General features: G+C 64.3%; 24 protein-coding genes. 15 read left to right on the top strand and 9 right to left on the bottom strand.

What is annotated here, in order from left to right; genetic code table 11:
* Window positions 1–215 precede the first annotated feature (215 nt).
* Window positions 216–587 (top strand): hypothetical protein, encoded by a 372-nt coding sequence (locus tag VN934_11510; GenBank protein HXM19418.1) that lies wholly within the window; start codon window positions 216–218, stop codon window positions 585–587.
* Window positions 588–652: 65 nt separating this feature from the next.
* Here VN934_11510 and VN934_11505 read toward each other — a convergent pair whose 3' ends face one another.
* From VN934_11505 to VN934_11485, 5 genes are read right to left on the bottom strand one after another with little or no spacing between them, the layout of a single operon-like run.
* The gene (locus tag VN934_11505; protein HXM19417.1) at window positions 653–1,372 is read right to left on the bottom strand and encodes a hypothetical protein; all 720 of its coding nucleotides are present in this window, start codon (window positions 1,370–1,372) and stop codon (window positions 653–655) included.
* A 5-nt stretch (window positions 1,373–1,377) separates the two neighbouring features.
* Window positions 1,378–1,608: a DUF2905 domain-containing protein gene (locus VN934_11500; protein ID HXM19416.1), complete on the bottom strand. Its 231-nt coding sequence runs from the start codon at window positions 1,606–1,608 to the stop codon at window positions 1,378–1,380.
* A 4-nt stretch (window positions 1,609–1,612) separates the two neighbouring features.
* Window positions 1,613–2,185, bottom strand: a complete 573-nt coding sequence (pth, locus tag VN934_11495; GenBank protein HXM19415.1) for an aminoacyl-tRNA hydrolase — start codon at window positions 2,183–2,185, stop codon at window positions 1,613–1,615.
* A gap of 39 nt (window positions 2,186–2,224) precedes the next feature.
* Window positions 2,225–2,881, bottom strand: a complete 657-nt coding sequence (locus VN934_11490; GenBank protein ID HXM19414.1) for a 50S ribosomal protein L25 — start codon at window positions 2,879–2,881, stop codon at window positions 2,225–2,227.
* A gap of 6 nt (window positions 2,882–2,887) precedes the next feature.
* Window positions 2,888–3,940, bottom strand: a complete 1,053-nt coding sequence (locus tag VN934_11485) for a ribose-phosphate pyrophosphokinase (GenBank protein ID HXM19413.1) — start codon at window positions 3,938–3,940, stop codon at window positions 2,888–2,890.
* A gap of 164 nt (window positions 3,941–4,104) precedes the next feature.
* Here VN934_11485 and uvrB point away from each other — a divergent pair, with 164 nt between their 5' ends.
* The 9 genes from uvrB to ligA all read left to right on the top strand — a co-directional run bounded on the left by uvrB (window position 4,105) and on the right by ligA (window position 16,404).
* Complete coding sequence (gene uvrB, locus VN934_11480; GenBank protein ID HXM19412.1) at window positions 4,105–6,156, top strand: excinuclease ABC subunit UvrB; 2,052 nt, start codon at window positions 4,105–4,107, stop codon at window positions 6,154–6,156.
* Window positions 6,156–6,749: a hypothetical protein gene (locus VN934_11475; protein HXM19411.1), complete on the top strand. Its 594-nt coding sequence runs from the start codon at window positions 6,156–6,158 to the stop codon at window positions 6,747–6,749. Before uvrB ends, VN934_11475 begins: the two co-directional genes overlap by 1 nt.
* Window positions 6,750–6,766: 17 nt before the next feature.
* A complete protein-coding gene (locus VN934_11470) occupies window positions 6,767–8,818 on the top strand; it encodes a M28 family peptidase (GenBank protein ID HXM19410.1) in 2,052 nt (683 codons plus the stop codon).
* On the top strand, window positions 8,815–9,561 hold the full coding sequence (locus VN934_11465; protein ID HXM19409.1) for an HAD family hydrolase: 747 nt from the start codon (window positions 8,815–8,817) through the stop codon (window positions 9,559–9,561). Before VN934_11470 ends, VN934_11465 begins: the two co-directional genes overlap by 4 nt.
* A gap of 39 nt (window positions 9,562–9,600) precedes the next feature.
* Entirely contained in the window at window positions 9,601–10,023 is a 423-nt protein-coding gene (locus VN934_11460) for a DUF1036 domain-containing protein (protein HXM19408.1), read from the top strand.
* A 107-nt stretch (window positions 10,024–10,130) separates the two neighbouring features.
* Window positions 10,131–13,145 carry an excinuclease ABC subunit UvrA gene (uvrA, locus tag VN934_11455; protein HXM19407.1) on the top strand — a complete coding sequence of 1,005 codons (3,015 nt, stop codon included), beginning with the start codon at window positions 10,131–10,133 and terminating at the stop codon, window positions 13,143–13,145.
* 74 nt (window positions 13,146–13,219) lie between these two features.
* Entirely contained in the window at window positions 13,220–13,939 is a 720-nt protein-coding gene (locus tag VN934_11450; protein ID HXM19406.1) for a hypothetical protein, read from the top strand.
* Between the two features lie 7 nt (window positions 13,940–13,946).
* Window positions 13,947–14,303, top strand: a complete 357-nt coding sequence (locus VN934_11445) for a PilZ domain-containing protein (GenBank protein HXM19405.1) — start codon at window positions 13,947–13,949, stop codon at window positions 14,301–14,303.
* 79 nt (window positions 14,304–14,382) lie between these two features.
* The gene (gene ligA, locus VN934_11440) at window positions 14,383–16,404 is read left to right on the top strand and encodes an NAD-dependent DNA ligase LigA (GenBank protein HXM19404.1); all 2,022 of its coding nucleotides are present in this window, start codon (window positions 14,383–14,385) and stop codon (window positions 16,402–16,404) included.
* Window positions 16,405–16,408: 4 nt separating this feature from the next.
* Here the strand turns inward: ligA and VN934_11435 are convergent, their stop codons facing one another.
* On the bottom strand, window positions 16,409–17,980 hold the full coding sequence (locus tag VN934_11435; protein ID HXM19403.1) for an NAD(P)H-hydrate dehydratase: 1,572 nt from the start codon (window positions 17,978–17,980) through the stop codon (window positions 16,409–16,411).
* On the bottom strand, window positions 17,977–18,339 hold the full coding sequence (gene acpS, locus VN934_11430) for a holo-ACP synthase (GenBank protein ID HXM19402.1): 363 nt from the start codon (window positions 18,337–18,339) through the stop codon (window positions 17,977–17,979). Before acpS ends, VN934_11435 begins: the two co-directional genes overlap by 4 nt.
* Window positions 18,340–18,407: 68 nt before the next feature.
* Between acpS and VN934_11425 the strand changes: the two genes are divergently transcribed.
* On the top strand, window positions 18,408–18,941 hold the full coding sequence (locus VN934_11425) for an archaemetzincin family Zn-dependent metalloprotease (protein HXM19401.1): 534 nt from the start codon (window positions 18,408–18,410) through the stop codon (window positions 18,939–18,941).
* A 20-nt stretch (window positions 18,942–18,961) separates the two neighbouring features.
* Here VN934_11425 and VN934_11420 read toward each other — a convergent pair whose 3' ends face one another.
* On the bottom strand, window positions 18,962–19,483 hold the full coding sequence (locus tag VN934_11420) for an NUDIX hydrolase (GenBank protein HXM19400.1): 522 nt from the start codon (window positions 19,481–19,483) through the stop codon (window positions 18,962–18,964).
* A gap of 48 nt (window positions 19,484–19,531) precedes the next feature.
* Here VN934_11420 and VN934_11415 point away from each other — a divergent pair, with 48 nt between their 5' ends.
* Window positions 19,532–20,740 carry a thiolase family protein gene (locus tag VN934_11415; GenBank protein ID HXM19399.1) on the top strand — a complete coding sequence of 403 codons (1,209 nt, stop codon included), beginning with the start codon at window positions 19,532–19,534 and terminating at the stop codon, window positions 20,738–20,740.
* Between the two features lie 17 nt (window positions 20,741–20,757).
* Window positions 20,758–22,242 carry an aldehyde dehydrogenase family protein gene (locus VN934_11410; protein HXM19398.1) on the top strand — a complete coding sequence of 495 codons (1,485 nt, stop codon included), beginning with the start codon at window positions 20,758–20,760 and terminating at the stop codon, window positions 22,240–22,242.
* A 1-nt stretch (window position 22,243) separates the two neighbouring features.
* Here the strand turns inward: VN934_11410 and VN934_11405 are convergent, their stop codons facing one another.
* Entirely contained in the window at window positions 22,244–22,897 is a 654-nt protein-coding gene (locus VN934_11405) for a TlpA disulfide reductase family protein (GenBank protein ID HXM19397.1), read from the bottom strand.
* Here VN934_11405 and VN934_11400 point away from each other — a divergent pair.
* Window positions 22,865–23,314 (top strand): MauE/DoxX family redox-associated membrane protein, encoded by a 450-nt coding sequence (locus VN934_11400; GenBank protein ID HXM19396.1) that lies wholly within the window; start codon window positions 22,865–22,867, stop codon window positions 23,312–23,314. The genes VN934_11405 and VN934_11400 overlap by 33 nt on opposite strands.
* A gap of 10 nt (window positions 23,315–23,324) precedes the next feature.
* Window positions 23,325–24,227: a cytochrome c gene (locus VN934_11395; protein ID HXM19395.1), complete on the top strand. Its 903-nt coding sequence runs from the start codon at window positions 23,325–23,327 to the stop codon at window positions 24,225–24,227.
* Window positions 24,228–24,238: the final 11 nt, after the last annotated feature.

The raw sequence follows: 24,238 nt of genomic DNA, 5'->3' as shown, positions 1-24,238 counted from the left end.
ACCCATCGTCAAGCGCGGCAAACCCAAGCTCGCGTATCCGGTGACCGCCCTGCTCGACCTGCCGCTGGCGGACTATCCCCCGGAAGCTTGCCCGCTGTGCCGGCGCGGTGAGCCGGTGACCGACCCCGGCAGCCGGCGCTCCAGCCAGGCCCCTTGAATCGCGTCTGGCCGTGATGTACAATCGCCATACAGGGATTCGAGGGGGCTTCTAGAGCATGCGTAATTTCCTGGCACTAGCCGTGGCGCTCTTTTTCGTAGCCGCGGCATCACCGCGTCCGGCGGCGGCGGTTCAATTCCAAGGCAATCTGCTTGACGGCAGGTTCTTACGAGCGACGGTGTTCGGACCCTTCGGCATGCAGCCGGCAACCGTGTACTTCACCGGCGACCGTGCCCGCGTGACGACGAGTGACGGCTCGATCCTCATCATGCATGTGAGCGACGAAGATATCATGGACCCGGCGTTCGTCTCGGCGACTGGGCTCGACGGTTTCCGCTACAGACTGATGTTGGATCCAACGCAGGTTTCGTTCGGCGGAGCGGTGTTCGACCCAGGTATGCTCCCGCGCGGAGGCCGCGGCAACTTCTAGTGGTCTAATAGTCGAGTTTGTAGTGCCGGGGCTTTAGCCCCGGTTCTTTTTTTCCACGCCTTTTTTCACGCCAGCAAAACGTTCGAAACGATCTGCGTTCCCAAGTGCTGGGCGGTGAGCAGTTCCGTCACCGCCGCGTGCGCGGCGGCGAGGTCCAGCAGCTGCGCGGCGTCGACGCCGGCCCGTACGCCGAGCGCGGCCGCGACGAGACGCCGCGACAACTGCGGAGAAAGATCTGTGCTGTCGGCAAGCGCGAGCGCTTCGGCGGCGGTCAACTCAGCGATGATGCCTTCGGCTGCCGGCACGCCCCCTGATGGCGCGTTGAGCATCAGACGAACAGCGCCGACGGCTCCGGCCAACGCGCACGCGGCGTCGTCGCCGTTCAGCGGCGCGGGTTGACCCGAAACGGCGGCGCCTTCCGAAGCGAACAGCGGGATATAGCCTTTTTCCAGGAGCAACGACACGAGCTGGACGTTCACCGATCGCACTGCGGTCGCACCCGCCTCATCCACGGATACCACGAGCGTGCTCGCCGAGCTGCCATCCAGGTTGACCGCCTCGCCGCCGACGCGATTGATATTCCCGATCAACCTCGCCGCAGTGCGCCGCTGGGCCAGATCGTACACGACGAGCGGGCGCACGCCCAGCCGGCGCATGAACACGAGGTCGGAGCTCAAGGTCGCCGATTCCGAAAGCGCCTCGTCCAGGCGCATGACGACCGCGCGCCCGACGAACGGTCGCGCCGTCGTCAATTTTTCCGGATCCGGTTCCAGGAATGCGTCCATCGCCTCTAGCGCCGCCTCAACAGCACATTCAACACTATCGTCAAAACGATGGAGAGCAGCAGCGAAGTTCCAAGCGGGACGGCGATCTGCCAGCCGCGCCCCGAAAACGTAAGATCGCCAGGGAGCGCGCCCAAGCGGAGCGGCCGCGCGAAGTAGAGCAGAAGACCGATAGTGGCAAGCGCCAGTCCGGCTACGATCAGTATGCGTCCAAGCTGCGGCGCAAAATTGATCAACACAGAGTCATTCGGGTTCGACGAGCCAGCCGCCCTCCGCGTTGACGAGCGCGATCGCGGCCTCTACCCCGTCGCGCAAGAACGCTTCGACGCCATCGGCCGCACGCCCGATGACCTCGTCGAGCGCGGCTTCCTCATCGGCGCTGAACGGGCCGATGACATGGCCGATCAGCGGCGCCGGTCCCGGCCGTCCGACGCCGACGCGCAAACGAGGGAAATCGTCTGAGTGCAGCGCGTCGATGATGGAGCGCAGCCCGTTGTGCCCGCCTTCGCTGCCGCTGCGGCGCGCGCGGAGCCTGCGAAACGGCAGATTCACGTCGTCGCAGACGACGAGCAGCTGCGGCGGCGCCAGCTTATAGAAGGAAGCGAGCGGTGCGACGCTGTCGCCGGAATCGTTCATGTAGGTCTGGGGCATGGCCAGCAGCGCGCCGAGCGCCGGCACCTGCGCCGTGCGCGCATCGAATTTCGAGCGCCACGTGACCGGGCCGTGCCGGCGCGCCAGCAATTCGACCACGCGAAAGCCCACGTTGTGCCGAGTCCGGACGTACGAACGCCCCGGATTGCCGAGTCCGACGACCAGACGGGAAACGCCTGAGTCCGCCGGCTTGAGCAGCGGCCTTTAGGCCTCCGCCTCTGCCTCGGGCTCCTCTGCTTTTTTCTCGCCGATGAGCTCGGGTTGCAGCGGCTCGGCCGCCACCACGGGCACCTCTTCTTCGATCTTCGAAGGCGGCAGCAGCGTGCACACGATTTCGTCGGGCTCGTCGACGACCTTGACGCCCTCCGGCACGGGCAGGTCGCGCACGTGGAGCGTGTCGCCGATGTTCAGGCCGCTGACTTCCACCTCGATCTTCTCGGGGATGTTCCCCGGCAGCGCCTCAACGGTGAGTTCGCGCAAGACCAGATCGAGCACCCCGCCTTCCTTGACGCCCGGGGCGGCTCCGACGGCGACCAGCGCGACCTCCGCCTCGACCGTTTCATCGAGCCGGACGGCGTGCAGATCGACGTGCACGAGATGCTTGGTGATGACGTCGAGTTGGCGCTCGTGGACCATCACCGGCGTGGGACCGCGACCTTCGATCTCCAACGTGAAGACGGAGTTGATGTTGTGGCCATGCAACGCGTTGCGCAAGTCGCGCGCTTCGATGACGACCGGCAGCGGATCGCCGAATTGATGCCCATAGACCACGCCCGGCACCTTGCCTTCGCGGCGTAGTTTGTTGACGGCGTGCGTGCCGGTCTCTTTACGCGGCTTGGCCGCAATCGTGATTTGTTCCATGATTCCTTACTTGACGCCGACGGCTTCGGCCGGCGATTCGAGGTTGAAAAGCGATTGATCCTTGCCGTCCTTGCCCAAGGTCTCTTCCTGTTCGGCGTAGATCTCGGACACCGAGCGGTTGGCCGAGATGCGCCGTATGGTTTCGGCCAGCATCGGCGCGACTGAGAGAACTTTGATCTTGTCGCCGCGGATGTCGTCCGGCACCGGGATCGTATTGGTCACGATGATCTCGGAGATCGGCGAGTCGATGAGCTTCTTCGCCGCTCCAGCGGCGAAGATGCCGTGCGTGGCGCAGGTGACGACCGACGTCGCGCCGCGCTCCAGCAGTGCTTCCGCGGCCTTGGCCAGCGTGCCGCCGGTCGAGATCATGTCGTCGATGATCACCGCGGTCTTGCCGCGCAGATCGCCGACCACTTCGCTCACCTCGTTGACATCGGGTCGCGGCCGGCGCTTGAACACGATCGCGACCGAAGCTTGCAGCTTCTTCGCGAACGATTCGGCGCGAGCCACACCGCCCGCGTCGGGCGACACCACCACGACGCCGGAGCCGCGCAGCTTCCGGGTGTTGATGAGGTAGTTCGCGAGGATGTAGCTGGCGGTGAGGTTGTCGACCGGGTCGTCGAAGAAACCTTGGATCTGCGCCGCGTGAAGGTCCACCGTCAGCATGCGCTGCACGCCCGCGGTCGACAGCATGTTGGCGACCAGCTTGGCCGAGATCGGCTCGCGGCCTTTGGTCTTCTTGTCTTGCTTCGCGTAGCCGTAGTACGGGATCACGGCGGTGATCCGATAGGCGCTCGCTCGGCGCAGCGCATCGGTCATCAACAGCATCTCCACCAACGAGTCGTTGACGGAGCGGCCCGCTTCAGGCGGCTTGCATAGCGATTGGATGACGAAGACGTCGGCGCCGCGCACGTTTTCGTGGATCTCGATGCGGCACTCGTCGTTGGCAAACGTCGAAACCAGCGCTTTTCCTACGTGCGTGCCCATCTTGTGGGCGATCTCCACGGCAAGCGCGCGGTTCGAATTGCCGGAGAAGAGGACCGGTTTTGCCGTAGCCATAACAGCGGTCTCCCATCAGGTTCGTCTTGTGTAGTGCCGGAGCTTTAGCCCCGGAATCACCGACCCAAGGGTCGGACTAGTTGTTCTCCGAAACCAGTCCACGAACCCCCCAAGGACCAAGCACGAATGTAGCGCTCCGAGCGTAGCTCGGAGAAGAGATAGATATGCCCAAGTTCAAAGTCGAAGCCCCTTTTCGTCCCTCCGGCGACCAGCCCGCCGCCATCGATGCGCTCGCCTCGGGCCTCGAGCGAGGCGACCGCGCGCACACCCTGCTGGGGGTGACGGGCAGCGGCAAGACCGCGACCATGGCCTGGACCATCGAGCGCGCCCAAAAACCGACGCTGATCTTATCGCATAACAAGACGCTGGCGGCGCAGCTGTGCGGCGAGTTCAAAGAGTTCTTTCCGAACAACGCGGTCGAGTATTTCGTCTCCTATTTCGATTACTATCAGCCCGAAGCGTACATCCCCTCATCGGACACGTACATCGAAAAGGATTCCTCCATCAATGAAGAGATCGAACGGCTGCGCCATTCCGCGACGCAGTCGCTGCTGACGCGTCCGGACACGATCATCGTGGCGTCGGTGTCGTGCATCTTCGGCCTCGGCTCGCCCTCCGACTACATGGAGATGTCGCTGCGGCTGCGGCGCGGCGAACAATTCGACCGCGATAAGCTGCTGCGCAAGCTCGTCGACATGCAGTACACGCGCAACGACCTCGCGATGGTGCGCGGCACGTTCCGCGTGCGCGGCGACGTGCTCGAATACGTCGCGGTCGACGACGAGATCGTGACGCGCATCGATTTCTTCGGCGACGAGATCGAGCACATCACGCGGGTGAATCAGGTCACGGGCGAGATGCTCGACGACCTCGGCGACATCACGATCTTCCCGGCCAAGCACTTCATCACGCCGGAAGAGAAGCTGCGCCGCGCGCTCGTGAGCATCGAGGCGGAGCTCGACGAACGCCTGGCGTTCTTGAAACGAGAGAACAAGCTGCTCGAGGCGCAGCGACTGGAGATGCGGACGCGCAACGACCTCGAGATGTTGCGCGAACTCGGTTACTGCAACGGCATCGAGAACTACTCGCGTCACCTCACCGGCCGTGCTCCTGGTCAAACCCCGTTCTGTCTATTGGACTTCTTCCCGGACGACTGGCTGCTGTTCGTCGATGAATCACACGTGACGTTGCCGCAGGTGCACGGCATGTACGCGGGCGACCGCTCGCGCAAAGAGGCGCTGATCGAGTACGGATTCAGATTGCCATCAGCGATCGACAACCGGCCGCTCACCTTTGAGGAGTTCGACAAGCACATCAATCAGGTGGTCTACGTGTCTGCGACGCCCGGCACGTACGAGCGCAAGCATGCGTCGCAAGTGGTCGAACAGATCATCCGCCCGACCGGGCTCGTCGACCCGAAGATCGAAGTCCGCCCCACCAAGGGCCAAGTCGACGACCTCATGGAGGAGGTGCGCCTCCGCGCGCAGGCGGGCGAGCGCGTGTTGGTGACGACCTTGACCAAGAAGATGGCGGAGGATCTGACCGACTACCTCATCGAGATGGGCGTGCGCGCCCGCTACCTGCACTCCGAGATCGAGACGCTAGAGCGGATCGCGATCCTGCGCGACCTGCGCCTTGGAGAATTCGATTGCCTGGTCGGCATCAATCTGCTGCGCGAAGGGCTGGATCTGCCGGAAGTCTCGCTCGTGGCGATCCTCGACGCCGACAAGGAAGGCTATCTCCGTTCGGAGGTCTCGCTGATCCAGACCATCGGGCGCGCTGCGCGCAACATCAGCGGCACGGTGCTCATGTACGCGGACAACGTCACGCAATCCATGGAGCGCGCGATCAACGAAACCGCACGGCGACGTGTCAGGCAGGTGGCGTACAACGCCGAGCATCACATCGATCCCCAGTCGATCCGCAAAGCCGTGCGCGACATCCTCGCCGCCGCACTGTCGAACGACGACGAGCGCAAGCGTACCCGGGCCGGCAAGCTCAAAGACGTGCCGCGCGACGTGCTGCTCGCGACTTGCGTCAAGCTCGAGAAAGAGATGCGCGCCGCCGCCCAACGGCTGGAATTCGAGAAGGCCGCTGCGCTGCGCGACGAACTGTGGGAGCTGCGCAAGCAATTGCCTGACGGCGGCGATCCGGCGCTCTCGCGCAAGGCGCCCAACGTGTTCGGCGAAAAGCTGCGCGAAGCCGCGCTCTTCTGATGTCCACCCGGATGATCGCCGTGACTCTCGCGTTTGTCCTCTGTTCCGCGGGCGGAGCGCTCGCGGCCGATCCGTCCGTCTCAAACCATCAGTACATAACCTGGGTGAAGAGCTTGCCGCTCGACCAGCTCACATGGCCCTTCGAAACCGGAGGCCGTGGCGTTTCGCCGACAAAGGTCACAGACGGATTCAGCGCCCTCAAACTGGACGGCGCGACGATCGATGACCTTGCGCCGCAACGCTACTACGTGAAGTATGATGCTGCGAACCACCTCGTAGCATTCCAGCGCGGCTGCTGCTCGTGGGGCGAGAGGGTGCTCGAAGAGGCCTCTTCGCCGCCGCCGGCAGGGCTCGCCGCCGCTGACTACGGCGGATTGAAGACCGACCTCGGCATTGGGATCGGCTCGACAGTTGAAGAGGTCGCGAAAGCTTTCGGGCCCGTGAAATCTTGGATCTCAAAGAAAACGTCGCCCCTGCGCGGCGTGGAGTATCGCCATCGCATCGGCCCCGCGCATCCCACGTGCGTGCAGGACGCCCGCTTCGTGTTCAACGGCGGCAGAGTCGTCGCCATGTCGTTCATCACCGCGTGCTAGGAAAGGGAGCGTCAAGAATGCGTGCTGCGCAGGCGCTTGTCGCCATTCTCTGCCTGACGCTCGTCGCGGCGACGGCGTCGGCCGATCCGGTCGCGAGTGAGCCACGCGGCTTCACGCCCGGGATGCTGGCCCAAGAATTGAAGTGGGAACGCATTGTCAACGACTCGCCGTCGGTCACGGCGGCCGACGTCTACGAACGCGCGCTCGCTTCCGAAGTGCATCGCATGGGCTCAGCGGCGGACTATCGCACCGCGGTGTACGTGCGCGACCGATTGGCGGCGGCGGGCTGGGATGCGCGCATCGTGGAATATGAAGTCGCGATCGCAGTGCCAACCGTGCAGCGCTTGGAGATCGTGGCACCGCAGCATCAAGCGGTAAACCTCTATGAGGCGGCGCTGCCCGGCGATCTGTATTCGAAGGACCACGCGGCGATCGGCAAGCCGTTCGCCGGCTACAGTTTTGACGGCGACGTCACCGGCCCGGTGGTCTACGCGAACTACGGGCTCGAAGAAGACTACAAACGTTTAACCGCATCGCACGTCGCCGTCCGCGGCGCGCTGGTAGTCGTGCGCAACGGCAAGGGCAGCGCCGTGCGCAAAGGACGCACTGCGGTGAAGTACGGCGCCAAAGCGCTGCTCATCTTCAACGATCCCAGCGCGGACGGTTACCTACATGGCGAAGTCTACCCGAACGGACCATGGCGGCCCAGCTTCGCCGCAATGCGACGGACGCTCGGCATCGACAGCACCGGCGATCCGACCGCCATCGGCGTCCCCGTTCCCGGCGCTCCGCACAAGCCGTTCTCATCGCTCCCCTATCCGAGGATTCCGATCTCCCCAATCACCGCAGACGTCGCCATGCTTCTCCTGGCGCGCAACGGAGGGCCACCGGTGCCGTTCGATTGGCACGGCGGGCTGCCGATCGTCATGCATGTCGGCGGCGGCGCGCTGCGCGCGCGCTTCGTGTTGCAATCGCATCGTTACTTCGGTCCGATCTGGGACGTCATCGCGGAGTTGAAAGGCGCCGTGAAGCCGGACGAGATGGTGATCACCGGCGGTCACCGTGACGCATGGACTTATGGCGCGGTCGACCCGATCAGCGGCACGGTCGATCTGCTGCAGCTGGGCGACGCATTCGGCAAGCTCGCGAAGACCGGTTGGCGGCCCTACCGCACGGTCGTCATCGGATCGTGGGATGGAGAGGAAGTCGGTCTGTTCGGCAGCGCGGCGTGGGTGCAACAGCACGAAGCCGAACTGCGCGCCGGATGCGTGGCGTATATCAACACCGACGAGGTCGCCTTCGGTCCGACTTTTGGAGCGGGCGCCACCCCCGATCTCGCCGGCATGCTCCACGACGTGAGTTTCGCTGCGAGCGCGCCGGATGGCCGGCTGACCGCCGACTACTGGCGCGCCCAAGACCCGAAGATGAAAGTCGACGACATCGGCGGCGGCAGCGATCACGAGCCGTTTGTCTTCATGGAAAACCTGCCCGCGGGCCAAACCGGATACTTCGGTGCGTTCGGCACCTACCACTCGGCATACGATGACATCGCCAGCCTCAAGATCTTCGATCCCGGAATGAAACGCGCCGTCGCCGCCGCACGCTACACGAGTCTGACCGTGCTGCGACTCGCCGGCGCGCCGTATCCGGACTTGCGCCTTTCCGGCCTGAGCGACGCGATGGCGACCCGCGTCAAAGCATTTGCGGCAATGCCCGACGCCAAGGAGCGCCGGGCCGCGGTGGCGGTCCAGCTCCAGCCGCTTGTCGATTCCTTCGCGCAAGGCGCGGCCGCCCTGGACAAGGCGGCCGATGACGCGCTCTCAACCGGCGACGTGACGAGCGCCGCGAGCGCGTATGCGCGCTTGCGCGCCGCAGAAGCAGCATTCCATACGGTCAAGCTGCGGCGCGGATCGGATTGGCAGCATTCGCTTCTCTACGGCGTCGGCGGATACGTTTCCAACGTTCTGCCGACGCTTGACGACACGCTTGACGCCAAATACGGGGATGAGGCTTTGGGACAGCTCAGCGACGCGTTCGCGGCAGCGCTGCGCGCGCTCGCCAATCAATGAAGGTCCGCGCGATCTTCTTCGATCTCGACGACACGCTGGTCGAGGACACGCTGGCGCTCGAGCAGTGCGCGGAAGCGGCGGTAAGAGAAGTTGCGCCCGGCATCCGAGCAGACCCGAGAGCGCTCGCGGTCGCGTACGTCGAATCCGCAATCGACTTCTGGGAAAGTCTCGAACCTGGCGCGGCGCGACCGCGAAGCGGCGATATCCGGCCCTCGATGTGGCGTGCGGCTCTCGCGCGCCACGGCATCGAAGACGCGAGCCTCGCGGGCAAGATCGCCGAGCGTTACGATGTACTGAGGCTCGAGCGAGCCGAGTTGCTTCCCGAGGCCGTGCCGGTGCTTGCCGCCCTGCACGGGCGCTACAAGCTTGCCATCATCACCAACGGCTTCGCCGAGACGCACGAAAAGAAGATCGCGCGTCTGGAGTTGGGACGTTTCTTCGATCACGTCATCCTCGCCGGCGAGATGCAGCTGGTGAAGCCCGATCCAGCGATCTTCGTGCACGCGATGGCGCTGGCGGGAGCGACTCCGCAAGACAGCGTCATGGTGGGCGATCGCTACAACCGCGACATCGCCGGCGCCCACGCCGCCGGCATGCGCGCCATTTGGATCCAGATGCGCGGCGAAACGGTCCCGCCCGGCGCGCGCCCGCCGGACGCCGTCATCGCCCGTATCGGCGACCTTCCCGCTGCGCTCAAAGGTATGGAGGCGTCTAGCCAGGGCATGCCGAGGGCATCTATATGAGGGGGACCCTGGCAATATCGTCAGCCCGGAGATTTTTTCATGGATCGGAAGATCATCATCGCGACGGTCAGCGCCGTCGCCGCAATACTTTTCCTGGCCGCACCGCGACCCGCGCAGGCAAGCCTGCAGATCTGCAACAAGAGCAGCGAACGCATCGACACTGCGGTCGCCTACTATTATGACGACGGCCTCGATGCGGCGTGGGAGAGCGAGGGCTGGTGGGTACTTCAGCCGGGACAATGCGCCACCCCGGTCAGCTACGACCTCGACTACCGTTACTATTATGTGTTCGGCAACGGGCCGAGCCACTATTGGGGCGGCACGTACAATTTCTGCGTGGACATGAGCACGAAGTTCGACTTTCTTGATTCGGACACGAAGTGTCCCAACGGGACCTGGAAAGGCTTCCGCAGGATCGACACGGAGAACTACAAGCAGTATACGTGGTCGTTCAATGACTGAGCCAGACTAAAGTCTGGCTACGCAGGACCTAAAAGGTCCTGCTCCACAAAGGTCCCGCTCCACATGAGAGGCACGCCGCGTAGCGGAGCGCGAAGTAGTGCCTCCCAATGAATAAGCGTCCCAACGGCAGTCCGGCCGATCCGCACGCGGCGCCGGTCGTCGCCGTGCCGGTTCGTCGTGGCCTCGACACGATCGTGATCAAGGGCGCGCGCGAGCACAACCTCAAGAACATCGATCTCACGCTGCCGCGCAACCAACTGATCGTCATCACCGGGCTGTCGGGCTCCGGCAAGAGTTCGCTCGCATTCGACACGATCTACGCCGAGGGCCAGCGGCGTTACGTCGAATCGCTCTCGTCGTATGCGCGGCAGTTCCTCGGTCAGATGGAGAAACCCGACGTCGACTACATCGAGGGGCTGTCGCCGGCCATCTCGATCGATCAGAAGTCGGCTAGCCACAATCCCCGGTCCACGGTGGGCACGGTCACCGAGGTCTATGACTATCTGCGCTTGATCTACGCGCGCATCGGCATTCCGCACTGCCCCAACTGCGGGCGCGTGATCACCCGCCAAAGCGCCGAGCAGATCGTCGACCAAATGCTCAAGTTGCCGGAAGGCACGCGCCTGCAGATATTGGCCCCCATGGTGCGCGGGCGTAAGGGCGAGTATCAAAAACTGTTCGAGCAGGCGATCAAGGACGGCTATGCGCGCGTCCGCGTCGACGGCGTCGTGCATGAGCTGCGCGACAAGATCGCGCTCGACAAGAAGCGCAAGCATTCCATCGACGTCGTCATCGACCGGCTGGTCGTCAAGGCCGACTTGCGCAAACGGCTCACCGATTCGGTGGAGACCGCGCTGCGGCTGACCCAAGGCCTCGTCACGGGGTTGGCGCAAAAGCCCGGCGGCAAAGAAGAAGACCTGCAGTTCTCCGAAAAGTTCGCATGCAACCATTGCTGCCTGTCGTTCGATGACATGGCGCCGCGCATGTTCTCGTTCAACTCGCCGTACGGAGCGTGCCCCGAGTGCACCGGCCTGGGCGTGAAGATCGAGGTCGACCCGCGCCTGGTCATCCCGGACCGCAATAAGTCGTTCCGCGAAGGCGCGGTCGTGCCGTGGACCAAGAATCTGTCGCCGGGCATGAACCCGTTCTACGTGCAGCAGGTCGAGTCGCTGATCCGTACGGCCGGTTACGACCTCGACACGCCCATCAAGAAACTGCCGAAAGATCTGCTCGACCTCATCCTGTACGGCGACGACGAGGACGAAAAGCGCCGCTTCACCTTCCGCACCAAGTCCGGCAAGAAGTGGCACTACGAGTCCCACTACCGCGGCATCATCCCGAATCTGCAGCGGCGCTATGCGGAGACGTCATCGGACTGGGTCAAGGAAGAGATCGAGAAGCTGATGACCTCGGTGAAGTGCGCAGCGTGCAAGGGCGCGCGCTTGAAGCCGGAGTCTTTGGCGGTCACGCTCGGGGCTCAGTCGATCGCGCAGCTGACCGCGTTGCCCGTGGACCGCGCGCTGCGCTTTGTGGAAGCGCTCAGTCTGAACCCCCGCGAGAAGAAGATCGCGCAGCAGATCGTGAAAGAATTGCGCGCTCGCCTCGGGTTCTTGGTCAACGTCGGACTCGAATATCTCACGCTCGATCGCAGCGCCACGACGCTTTCAGGCGGCGAAGCGCAGCGCATCCGGCTTGCCACCCAGATCGGATCGTCGTTGGTGGGCGTCCTGTACGTGCTCGACGAGCCGTCGATCGGCCTGCACCAGCGCGACAACGCGCGCCTGCTGGCCACGCTTAAGACGCTGCGCGATTTGGGCAACACGCTGATCGTGGTCGAGCACGACGAAGATACGATGCGCGAGGCCGACTATATCGTCGACATCGGACCGCGTGCCGGCAAAGAAGGCGGCGAGATCGTCGCGCTCGGCAAGATCGCCGACATCGAGGCGAATCCTCGATCGCTCACCGGCCGCTACCTCAAGGGCGAGGAGTTCATCCCGATACCGCGCGCGCGCCGCACGCCCAAAGGCACGTTGACCGTGCGCAACGCGCGCGCCAACAATTTGGCCGGCATCGATGTGTCTTTTCCTCTCGGCGTGCTGTGCGCAGTGACCGGCGTGTCGGGCTCAGGCAAGTCCAGCTTGGTGGACATGGTGCTCTATCGCGCGCTCGCGCATCATCTTCACGGCCAGTCGGGCGATGAGACCTATGGCGCCGTCCGCGGGATGGAGCAGCTCGACAAGGCGATCATCATCGATCAGTCGCCGATCGGGCGCACGCCGCGCAGCAACCCGGCGACCTATACCGGGGCCTTCGATCCGATCCGCGAGCTGTTCTCGCTGACGCCGGATGCGCGCGCGCGAGGCTTCGCGCCTGGACGCTTTTCGTTCAACGTGAAAGGCGGCCGTTGCGAGTCGTGCGCCGGCGACGGCATCATCAAGATCGAGATGCATTTCTTGCCCGATGTGTACGTGCAATGCGAGGCGTGCAAGGGCAAGCGCTACAATCAGCAGACGCTGGAGATCCGCTACAAGGGCAAGTCGATCGCCGACGTGCTCGAGATGCGCGTCGACGAGGCGGCGGAATTTTTCGAGAACGTGACGCGCGTGCACAACAAATTGAAGACGATCTGCGACGTCGGATTGGGCTACATCCAAATGGGCCAACCCGCGACGACGCTCTCCGGCGGCGAGGCGCAACGCGTGAAGCTGGCGACCGAACTCTCGCGACGGAGCACCGGGCGCACGTTTTACATGCTCGACGAACCCACGACGGGCTTGCACTTCGCGGACATCGCGCAGCTGCTCGACGTGCTCAACCGCTTGGTCGACGCGGGCAACACCGTGCTTGTGATCGAGCACAACCTGGACGTCATCAAGACCGCCGATTACATCATCGACCTCGGGCCTGATGGCGGCGAAAAGGGCGGCACCGTGGTCGCCGCGGGGACGCCTGAAGCGGTGGCCCGGGAAGACCGCTCGTACACCGGGCGTTACCTGCGCCGCGTGCTTGCCGATCCGCGCGCTCACATCGCCATCACCAGCGAGCACGCGGCGGTGGCAGATTACCAGCGCGCCAACGTCGAACTGCTGCGGGCGCTCGAAGAGGCCAAGCTGCCTTAAGCAAAGGGCTCCGCTTTGCCGATGAGAATTATATAGCTCTTCGAGCGAGGCTCGGAGACAAGGACGACATTCTAATGGCTGAAGCATTGAACGCAAGCGAGCTCCCGACGGTGCTTGCGTTGCCCGTGCTGGTGAGCGGCCGCAACGCCGAGCACAAAGTAGACGTCAAGGGACAAGCGACGCGGTTGGACGAGACCGGTTTCGTCGCAAATTTCCCGGACCCGATCCCCGACGGCACGATACTCTTCACCACGATCGATATGCGCAATATCAACGCGATGGCGCGCGGGCTCGCCAAAGTGAAATCGCAGACGCCCATGGGCGAGAACGCAGGCTATCAGACTTACGCTGATTTCATCGACCTCAACGACGACGGCAAGCAGAAGATCGCGAAGATGCTCGGCGGCGGGCGCTCGGAAGGTTTCACGCAAGCGCCAACGCGCAACTTCGCCGTCGATCAGCTCGGCACGCTGCCGGGCATGGGGCCGCTGCGCACCGGTGGTCCCGGCAACTATGGCGGCGGTCCCGCCAACTATCAAGTGACGCAAGAGGGCAGACGTTCGTACTTCGAACCGGCGCCGTTGCGCGCGGTCGCGCACCCGACCGCATCCACGAAGTTTTGGAATTCACTCGGCGTGACCGCCTACATCGCGGCCTTGCTCATCGTCGTGGCGCTGTTCCCCCAGGGGCGCGCATTCGAGTTGATGGTGCTTCACAAGATAGCCTACGTGTTCGAGCGCATGTGGTATTGGGCCAATCACATCGGCAACGTCCAGCTCTATAACAACACGTAAGCACCGCATGACTCGCGCTGCCCGCCCGAGCGCTCCCGAGCGCCGTAAGCATGCTCGCATCGCGAGATCGCTGCCGGTGCACGTGCACGTGGGCACCGAAGCACAGCGCCACGACGGGCGGATCCTGAACATCGGCGGTGGCGGCGTGCTGCTCAAGACGGAGTGCCCCGTCGGCACGAACGACCAGATCAGCATCGAGATCGACCTCAAGGACGAGAGCAAACCGATCTCCGTCTACGGCGTGGTCGTGCGCAATGATGCGCGCGGCATGGGCGTCTCGTTCATACGCGTGAGCGAAGTGAACTCCGACCTCATCGCCTACCTCATCAGGAAATGGCAGCGCGAAGAAACCCCCCAAGTCTAACCCCAATGTAGCGTTCCGAGCGAAGCTCGGATGTGTGGTATGCCGGACTTTAGTCCGGCTCGATAGAACTGCGCCGCCAATGCCACAGGTCGAGCGCGATCGCGCAGCGGCCCGCGCGGCTGAGTTGCGCGAGCTGCTGCACCGTTACAACTACGAGTACCACGTCCTCGATAGTCCGAGCGTCAGCGATGCCGACTTCGACGCGCGCCTGCGCGAGCTGCAAGCCGTTGAGACGGCGTTTCCCGAACTGCGCACGCCGGACAGTCCGACGCAGCGTGTCGGCGGCGCGCCATCGGGAGCGTTCGCGCCGTATCCGCACAGCGTCCCCATGCTGTCGCTGGGCAATGCCTTCGGTCGCGAGGAGTTCGGCGCGTGGCACCAGCGCGTGCGCAAACTGCTCGGTCGCGAGCCGAGCGGCTACGTGGCCGAACTCAAGATCGACGGGCTGGCGATCTCGCTGCGCTACCAAAACGGGATCTTCGAATCCGGCGGGACGCGCGGCGACGGCTCGATCGGCGAAGACGTCACAGCCAATCTGCGGACGGTCCGCTCGCTCCCATTGCGCTTGCGCGACGCGGCGCCGCGGCTGCTGGAAGTGCGCGGCGAAGTATACATGCGGCGCTCGGACTTCGAGAAGATGAACGAGCGGCGCATCGCAGCCGGCGAGCCGGCTTTTGCCAATCCGCGCAATGCTTCGGCAGGCTCGCTGCGCCAGTTGGACCCGCAGGTGACCGCGACGCGGCCCTTGCGCTTCTTCGCGTACGCGATCGGCGAATCCGACCCGCCGTTGCCGGTCGCCACGCAATGGGAGCTGCTCCGCGCGCTCGACGGCCTCGGCCTCCCCGTAAACCGCGAGGCGAAGCGTTTCGACGAGTACGAAGCGGTCGTGGCCTTTTGCGAGTCGTGGGAGAGCAAGCGCGCAGGCCTGGACTACGGGATTGACGGCGTGGTGGTCAAGGTCGATTCGCTCGAGGAACAACGTACGTTGGGATTCGTCGGCAAAGACCCGCGCTGGGCCATCGCGTTCAAGTACGCGCCGGAAGAAGCGACGACGAAATTGCTCTCGATCGAGGTCAACGTCGGGCGCACCGGCAGCCTCAATCCGTACGCCGTGCTCGAGCCGGTGGTCGTGGGCGGCGTGACCGTCAGCACCGCCACCCTGCACAACGAGGACTACGTCCGCAGCAAGGACATCCGCGAGGGCGACGTCGTGATCGTCCGTCGCGCAGGCGAGGTGATTCCGGAGATCGTCGGGCCGGTCATCGCAGAGCGCAAAGGCAAACGCTTGCGCGAATATTCGCTGCCGACCCGTTGCCCGGCATGCGGCACCCCGGTAGTGCGAGTCGAAGGCGAGGCGATGACGTACTGCGAGAACGCCGCATGTCCGGCGCAACGCAAGGAGCGGCTCGTCCATTTCGCCTCGCGCGGCGCGACGGACATCGAGGGTTTGGGCTACCATTTTTCTCGCGCGCTGGTGGAGGCCGGCTTGGTGGAAGACGTCGGCGACGTCTACTCCCTCACGAGCGACGGTCTGCTGACGCTGCCGCGCACCGGCGAGAAACTCGTCGCCAACCTGCTGCGCAACGTCGAGCTCAGCAAGCGGCGGCCATTCGAGCGCGTGCTGTACGCGCTCGGGATACGCTTCGTCGGCGCCCAGAACGCGCAGATCCTCGCGTCGGAGTTCGGTGACATCGACGCGCTCATGGCGGCGACCTCGGAACAGTTGGAGGAGGTCGAGCAGATCGGCCCGCGCATCGCGGCGAGCGTCGTGGCGTTCTTCCACGAGCCGCGCAACCGAAGCGTGATCGAGAAGCTGCGCCGCGCGGGCGTCACGTTGCGGGGCCCCAAGCGAACGCGTGCCGCCGCCGCCGTAGGGCCGCTGTCCGGAAAGACGTTTGTGCTGACGGGGACGTTGCCGAATCTTTCGCGCGAGGAAGCAACCGAACGCATCGTCGCGGCGGGCGGCAAAATCTCAGGTTCGGTGAGTTCGAAGACGGACTACGTCGTGGCGGGCGAGTCGCCCGGCAGCAAACGTGCGAAGGCGGAAAAGCTGGGCGTGACGATCATCGACGAATCCGGCCTGAAAAAACTGCTGCCGTAAGGCCCTACACGACGCGCGTCAGATAGCCGTCGTCGTCGTCTTTGCGCTCCTCCAGCCAGTGCAGCGAGTCTTGCAATGCACGAGCGACGTCGCCCGCGGCGACGCTGCGTTTGTGCTGGCTGGCCAGATAGTCGGCTGTGATCCCATGCCAGTAGGCGCCGATCGCCGCGGCTTGGCGCGCGCTGCATCCGGCGGCGATCATGGCCCCGATGATGCCGGAGAGGACGTCGCCCGTACCGGCGGTCGCGAGCAACTCGTTCCCCGTGAGGTTGACGTAGGTCGCCTCTTTGGTCGCGATGATCGAACGCGGTCCTTTGAGCAGCAGCGTGACATCAGCGCTTTCGGCGAAATCATCCGCTGCCTTGATGCGGTTCGCGATGGCGGCATCGGCGTTCTCACCGAGCAGGCGCGCGAATTCGCCGTCGTGCGGCGTCAGCACCGCCTTCTTGTCCTTGAGCACGCCGAGGTGCCCGGCCAGCGCGAACAGCGCGTCGGCATCCACGACCAGCGGCCGCGTGGTGCGCTCGACGAACGAGCGCACGACGGTTTGCGTTGATTCCTCCCGCCCCAAACCGGGGCCGATGACGACGGCGCCGGCGTGGCGTGTGAGCTCGAGCAGCGACGCGACAATGGCTTCCGCGTCGTCCGTTTCCGGCCACGGCGCGACGATCTGCTCGACGGCATGATAGCGGACCGGTCCCGCCGCTGCGGACGGACAGGCGATCGTCACGTAGCCCGCGCCGGCGTTTTGAGCGCCCAAAGCCGTGAGCAGGGGTGCGCCGACATATTCTTGGCTGCCGCCGATCACGACCACGTCACCCGCCGTGCGCTTGTTCGCGAGAGCGCTGCGCTGCGGCAGCCAGAAGAAGAACTGCTGCTTGGTCATGATGTGGTAGCGGCCGCCGACGTCGGCGAGAATGGACGGCGGGATGCCGATGTGCGCGACCCACAGCTCGCCGACGTAGGATGCCGCGGGGTAGAGCAGCATGCCGACTTTCGGCGCCGCCATGGTGACGGTCGCGTCTGCCGAGACCGCCGGCCCGGGGACCAGTCCGGAACTGGCGTCGATGCCGGTCGGCATGTCGACCGCGACGACGTCGCGATCCGCGATGTTGATCTCGTTGACCCAGGTGCGATACGCTTCGCGCAGCGGCCCCGTTGAGCCGGTGCCGAGCAGCCCGTCGATGATGAGCGCCGCCGCGCGGAGGCCCGAGCGGAAGAACTCCGGCGTTTGTTCGCGTAAGTAGCTGATGGAGGCGCCCAGGCCGTCCATGATCTCCAGTTGCGTGCGGCACAGTTCGTTGCATTCGGGCTTGGGGGCGGCGACGTAGATGTCCGGCTCGAAGCCGAGCTGCATGAGGTAACGGGCTGCCACGAGCGCGTCGGCGCCGTTGTTGCCCGGGCCAGCGACGACCGCGATGCGAATAGGGTCGCCTTCCAGTTCTTCAAGAAAATCGCGGCTCAGGTCCGCGACGGCGCGGCCGGCCGCCTCCATCAGGACGATCGGCGGTATGCCGACGTCCTCGATAGCGCGCTGGTCGGCGGTGCGCATCTCCTGCGCGGTCAGCGCGTTCATGCTTCTAGGATCACGGTCGCGACCGCGCTGACTCTTGAGTGCGAGATCGTCAGATGCATGCGCCGCACGCCGCGCAGAGCGACCAGACGCTCAGCCTCCCCGAGCAGCGCAACGTACGGTTTGCCGCTGCGCTCGTGGCGCACGCCGACGAGCCGCCAGGGGATCGCGTGGCCAAAGGCCTTGCGCGTCGCCTCTTTGGCGGCAAACGCGCCGGCAAGACGCTCGGCGCGATAGCGATGACGCATCGCATGGGCCATCTCTTCGATCGTGAAGACCTTCTTCGCGAAACGTTCAAGTCTGGCGGAGTCGAAATTGAATCGCTCCACTTCTGCGATGTCGGTCCCCAAACCGATGATCATGCGTTAATGACTCCCATCACAAAAGGCCGGCGGAGGACTTCAAAAGGTTCGGTGGAAATTGCAAGTTCGTGGAAAAGATCGGGCTGGTTCCCATCAACAGCGTCGCCACCGAATTCTGCGAACGTTTGGTTCCATGTCTCGAAGAGCGCTTTCTGCATAGGTTCGCAGTCGAAAAGCCCGTCACCCTCTCACCGGCGCTTGCGAATAGCGCGCGCCGCCAATACTTCCTCACCACGGTTTTCAACCGGCTGCAGGCGGCATTCCCGAATCGTGAAGGCTTCCTCCTCGGCGTGATCGGCGACGATCTGTACAAGACGTCGCATAACTTCATTTTTGGCGATGCGAGCGACAGCGACCGCGTCGCCGTGGTGTCGGTCTATCGATTGCGCAATGATTTCTACAACGAGAAGCCGGACGAAGCGACCCTTTTCAACCGAGTGCTCAAAGAGTGCGTCCATGCGCTCGGCCACGCCTTCGGTTTGAAGCATTGCTACAACGCGCGCTGCGCGATGTACTATAGCCACTCCGTGTACGACACGGACGGCAAGCTCACGTATTTCTGCGACGCGTGCGACAAACGCGTGCGCGCGCAACGCCTCTGATCCGAGCTTGGCTCGGAACGCTACAACTGACCGCGCGCCCAGGCCAGCGCGATCTGCGTCTTCGCGTCCGGGATCTCGTCGCGCGTGACCATCGCCCACGCCTCCTCGACGTCGTACGTGCGCACCTCGATGTGCTCATTGTCCTCCGGCTGCGCGACGCCGCCCGTCAAGCCTTCGGCCACGAACAGGTGGAGCAGTTCGCTGCAAAAACCGGGCGCGCTATAGAACGACCACAAACGGCGCATCCGCTCGCAGCGGTAACCGGTTTCTTCGATGAGTTCTCGCGTGGCGCACGCCGTCGGGTCCTCGCCGCGTTCGAGCTTCCCCGCGGGCACTTCTAACAGGAAGCGGCCGGCGGCCGGCCGGTATTGACGAACCAGAACGATCGTACTCGGCTGAGGCTGCGCGATGATCGCGACCCCGCCGTTATGCTCGACGATCTCAAACGACGAGCGATGCCCGTTGTCGAGTTCCACGTCGTCGATGCGCAAGCTGACCACGCGTCCCTCAAAGATGCGGCGGGTCCCATGTATGCTGGTCACGAACGGCCCTTTCAAGCCTCATCACCCAATATCCTAAAGAAGCGATCAATGCGCGAAGTCGTCATCGTGGCCGCCGCTCGTACCCCCATCGGCAAGTACGCCGGTGCGCTCCGTCTCGTCCGGCCGGACGACATGTCCGCCCTCGTGCTGCGCGCGCTGGCGGACAAAACGCGTCTGGATCCGGGCGACATCGAAGACGTGGTGTGGGGTTGCAGCAATCAGGCGGGCGAGGACAACCGCAACGTCGCGCGCATGGCCGTCCTAGCCGCGGATTTTCCCGAATCCGTCGCCGGCGCCACCGTGAACCGGCTGTGCGGTTCGGGCTTGCAAGCCGTCAATTTCGCGGCGCAAGCGATCGCCTGCGACGCCGGTGACGTATTCTTGGCCGGCGGGGTGGAGAGCATGACGCGCGCTCCGTACGTCATGCCCAAACCGGAGGCGGAATTCGCGCGCGCCCCTCAGTTGTACGACACCACGCTCGGGGCGCGCATGTACAATCCCAAACTGACGCAGCGCGGCTACCCGCCCATCGCCATGGGAGAAACGGCCGAGAACGTTGCGGAACAGTATCACATCAGCCGGGTGGAGCAGGACGAGTTCGCCTTTCACAGTCAGCACAAGACCGGCGCGGCGCAGAAGGCGGGTGCATTTGCGGCGGAACTGATCCCTGTGCCGCTGCCGTCCAATGGAAGGCTCAAGGCTGAGTCGGAGATATTCGCAGTTGATGAGCCTCCCCGTCCCGACGTCACCATGGAACAACTCGCGAAGCTCAAGCCGGCGTTTCGCGAAGGCGGCTCGGTCACGGCCGGCAACTCTAGCGGCATCAACGACGGCTCCGCCGGCGTGGTGCTGATGTCGCGGGAAGAAGCCAAGCGCCGCGGACTGAAACCGCTCGCGAGTATTCTCACAACGGCGGTGGCCGGCGTGAATCCCAATTGCATGGGCCTCGGCCCGATTCCGGCGACGCAGAAAGCGCTCGATCGCGCCCGGCTCCGCGTCGACGACCTTGACCTCATCGAGCTCAATGAAGCCTTTGCCGCGCAATCGCTTGCGTGCGTGCGCGAGCTCGAGCTGCCGATGGAGCGGGTCAACGTCAACGGCGGTGCGATCGCGCTCGGTCACCCGCTGGGCTGCAGCGGCGCGCGCATCCTAGTGACCTTGCTGTACGCCATGCAAGCGCGCGGGGCGAAACGCGGCCTCGCGACGATGTGCATAGGCGTCGGCCAGGGCATCTCCACCATCGTGGAACGCACTTAAGTAACCGGAGACATCGAATGGCAATCGCGCTCGACAAGAAGACCTACGATCTTTTCATCAACGGCGAGTTCGTCAAGCCGCAATCCGGCGAGTATTTCGACGTCATCAATCCGGCGACGAACGAGGCCATCGCATCGGTCGCTGCCGCGAGCATCCGCGACGCAGACCTAGCTGTGGTCGCCGCGCGCAAAGCGCTGGAAGGGAAATGGGCGACCACGCCCCCGGCGCGCCGAGCTCGGGTGCTGTTCAAAATCGCCGGCATCATCGGCGAGCGCATCGAGGATCTAGCGCGCATCGAATCCCTCAACAGCGGCAAGACGATCTCCGGCGCCAAGGCCGAGATCGGGCAGGTCATCGAAGATTTCGAGTTCTACGGCGGCGCCGTCACCAAGCTGATGGGCAACACCATCCCAGCCCCGCCCAACTTCTTCAATTACACGCTCAAAGAGCCGGTCGGCGTGTGCGCGCAGATCGTGCCGTGGAACTATCCGCTGCTGATGGCAGCGTGGAAAGTGGCGCCCGCGCTCGCCGCCGGCTGCACCGTCATCCTCAAGCCGGCGAGCCCGACGCCGATCACCGCCCTGCTGCTCGGCCAGATCTGCACAGAAGCGGGGTGTCCGCCGGGCGTCGTCAACGTGCTTCCCGGCCCGGGCGCCATCATCGGAGCCCACTTGGCGAGCCATCCTGGAGTCGACAAGATCGCGTTCACCGGAGAGACGACCACCGGCGCGACCATCATGCAGCTCGCGGCCGCAACGATCAAGCGTGTGACCCTCGAACTCGGAGGCAAATCGCCCAACCTCGTCTTCGAAGACGCGGACGTCGACGCGGCCGTCGCCGGTGCGCTGCACGCGATCTTCTACAACGCGGGGCAGTCGTGCGACGCGCGGTCGCGCATCCTGCTCCACGAGCGCGTGTACGAAGATTTCTTGCAGAAGTTCGTCGCGAAGGCCAAGGCGCTGGTGGTCGGCGATCCGCTGGACCCGAAGACCCACGTCGGAGCCATCATCTCGCGCAAGCAACTCGAGAAGATCGAGGGCTACGTCGGCATCGGTCAGCAAGAAGGCGCGACGATTGCCTGCGGCGGCTGTCGTCCGGATGGCGCGCTTGCGAAGGGCAACTTTCTCCTGCCTACAGTCCTCGACAAGGTGAGCAATAGCATGCGCGTGGCGCAAGAAGAGATCTTCGGACCGGTGGCGGTCGTGACCACCTTCAAGGACGAGGCTGAGGCGATCGCGCTTGCCAACGATTCGACGTACGGTCTCGCCGCGTCGGTGTGGACGAACAACGCAGGGCGCGCGCAGCGCGTCGCGGCTGCGCTCAAATCGGGCGGCGTCGCCATCAACACCCCGATCTCGATCTTCCCGGGCGTGCCGTTCGGCGGTTACAAGCAATCCGGCTTCGGCCGCGAGTTGTCGCTGCAGACGCTCGAGCTCTACACCGAGACGAAGGGCGTCGTGATGTACACGGGCGCCAAGCCGATCAACCTTTTCGGGGTTTAAGCTAGAGGCCAGCCTTGTGAAGGCCTGCGAGCAGGCGTGATTCTTTCATCTCACCACCTTGCGACCACACGATTTTACCGTTCGCGTCCACGACGTAGAACTGCGGAAAACCCGCGATTCCAAAAGCGTTCGCAACCGTGAACTTCGGATCGAAGAACGTCGGCCAACTGACGCCGAACTTCTTATCGAACGCTTCGACGTCGGCTTGACTTTCGGGGACCGGGTTGTTGGGCGTCGCGTCCGATGCGAGCCCCGATGCGGTCACCGAGATGATCGCCAGTTTGGATTCCTGGATCTTGGAGCGGATGGATTTGAGCACTTTGGTCATGCGCTGGCAATGCGGACACCACGTGGCGAACAGCTCGAGCAGATACGGCTTGCCGGCCAGCGACGCGTTGGTGATGCTGCCTAACGGCCCGCTGACCGAGAACGCCGGCGCCTTGACGCCGGCGGGCGCAGGCGACGGAGCCGCAGGCGGGAATGCGTCGAGGGAAACGGCGGCCCCGGAGACGACTTGGTTGTGTTGAATGATCGCGTAGGCGGCGATCGCAGCGATCGCCACGAGCGCGATGACCACGGCGACGATCTTGCCGGTGCGTCGCGGCCCAGAGGAAGGATCTCGTTGCTGTCGGCGGCGTTCGGCGCGCGTGCTCATCTCGTACCCCTTCTTGCCAGGCTGCTGCTCGGTGGAGTGTTCTTCGCCGCCGGCGCACTGAAAATTGCGCACCCGTCTGATCTGGCCGCCACGATCACGGCGATGAAATTGGGACTTCCGGGCCAACTGGTCGCATTCATCGCCGTTGCCCTGCCTCCATTCGAGATGCTGCTCGGCGTATATCTGATCGGCGGCTGGCTCCTCGCGTGGAGCTCCGTAGTCGCGGGCGCCCTCCTTGGCGCATTCATCCTCGCGCTCAGCTCGATGTTGCTGCGAGGGATCCATGCCAACTGCGGCTGCTTCGGCGTGGGTGCGGAACCGACCACGTGGCTGACGGTGCTCCGCGATGGGTCCTTCATCATCCCGGCGCTGTACCTGGTCTGGTGGAGCAGGATTTCCAAGGACGACGGGGCGTAGCGTCAGCCTCATGCTCCGTCGGCTGTTCCTCATCGTTCTCGGTATCGTCGGCCTTGCCGTCATCGCGATCGTGGCCCTCTACGCGATCGGCAGCGCAGCGCTGGACAAGACCTACGCGATCGCGCCATCGGCGCTCGACCTGACGATTCCAAGCGATAAGGCCAGCATCGCGCGCGGCAAACACTGGGCGACCTCCCTGGCGAAATGCGCCGACTGCCACGCCGCCGATCTCGGCGGCGGCGGGATGAACCTCGACGTGCCGCCGTTCCACGGGGTCGCCCCCAACCTCACGCGCGGTCAAGGCGGCATCGGCGCGACGTTCACCAATACCGACTACGTGCGCGCGATCCGGCACGGCCTCGACGAGAGCGGCCACGCCCTCATCATCATGCCATCCGACCAATACACGTCGTTATCTGACCAAGATCTGGCCGACATCATCGCGTACGTGAAGAGCGTTCCGCCCGTGAACCGCGAGTTGCCGGATACGACCGTGAAACCGCTCGGCCGCATTTTGATGGGCGCGGGGATGTTGCCGCCGCCACCTGCGACCGTCATCAATCACGACGGGCCTTGGGTCGCGGTCATGAAGCCGGCGGCGAGCGTCGAGTACGGACGCTATCTCGCGATGACAAACGGTTGCACGGGTTGTCATGGAGCGGGCCTATCAGGCGGGCCGATTCCGGGCCTGCCGCCCAGCGCGCCGAAAGCCACGAACATCACGCCGACGGGCATCGGCGGCTGGAGCGCCGCCGATCTCACACTCGCGCTGCGGACTGGCAAGCGCCCGAATGGCACCACGATCAATCCGTTCATGCCGTGGGCGGCCACCGCGAAGATGACCGATCAGGAGATGAAGGCGCTGGTGATGTACGTGCGCTCGGTGCCGCCAAGACCTACGGGAACGAGATAAAACGATTTCGC

The sequence above is a fragment of the Candidatus Tumulicola sp. genome, assembly GCA_035601835.1.
In the GTDB taxonomy this organism is placed as follows: Bacteria; Vulcanimicrobiota; Vulcanimicrobiia; order Eremiobacterales; family Eremiobacteraceae; genus DATNNM01.
The sequence above is the reverse complement of the archived record's forward strand: the minus strand, read 5'-3'. Positions and strand labels throughout refer to the sequence as shown.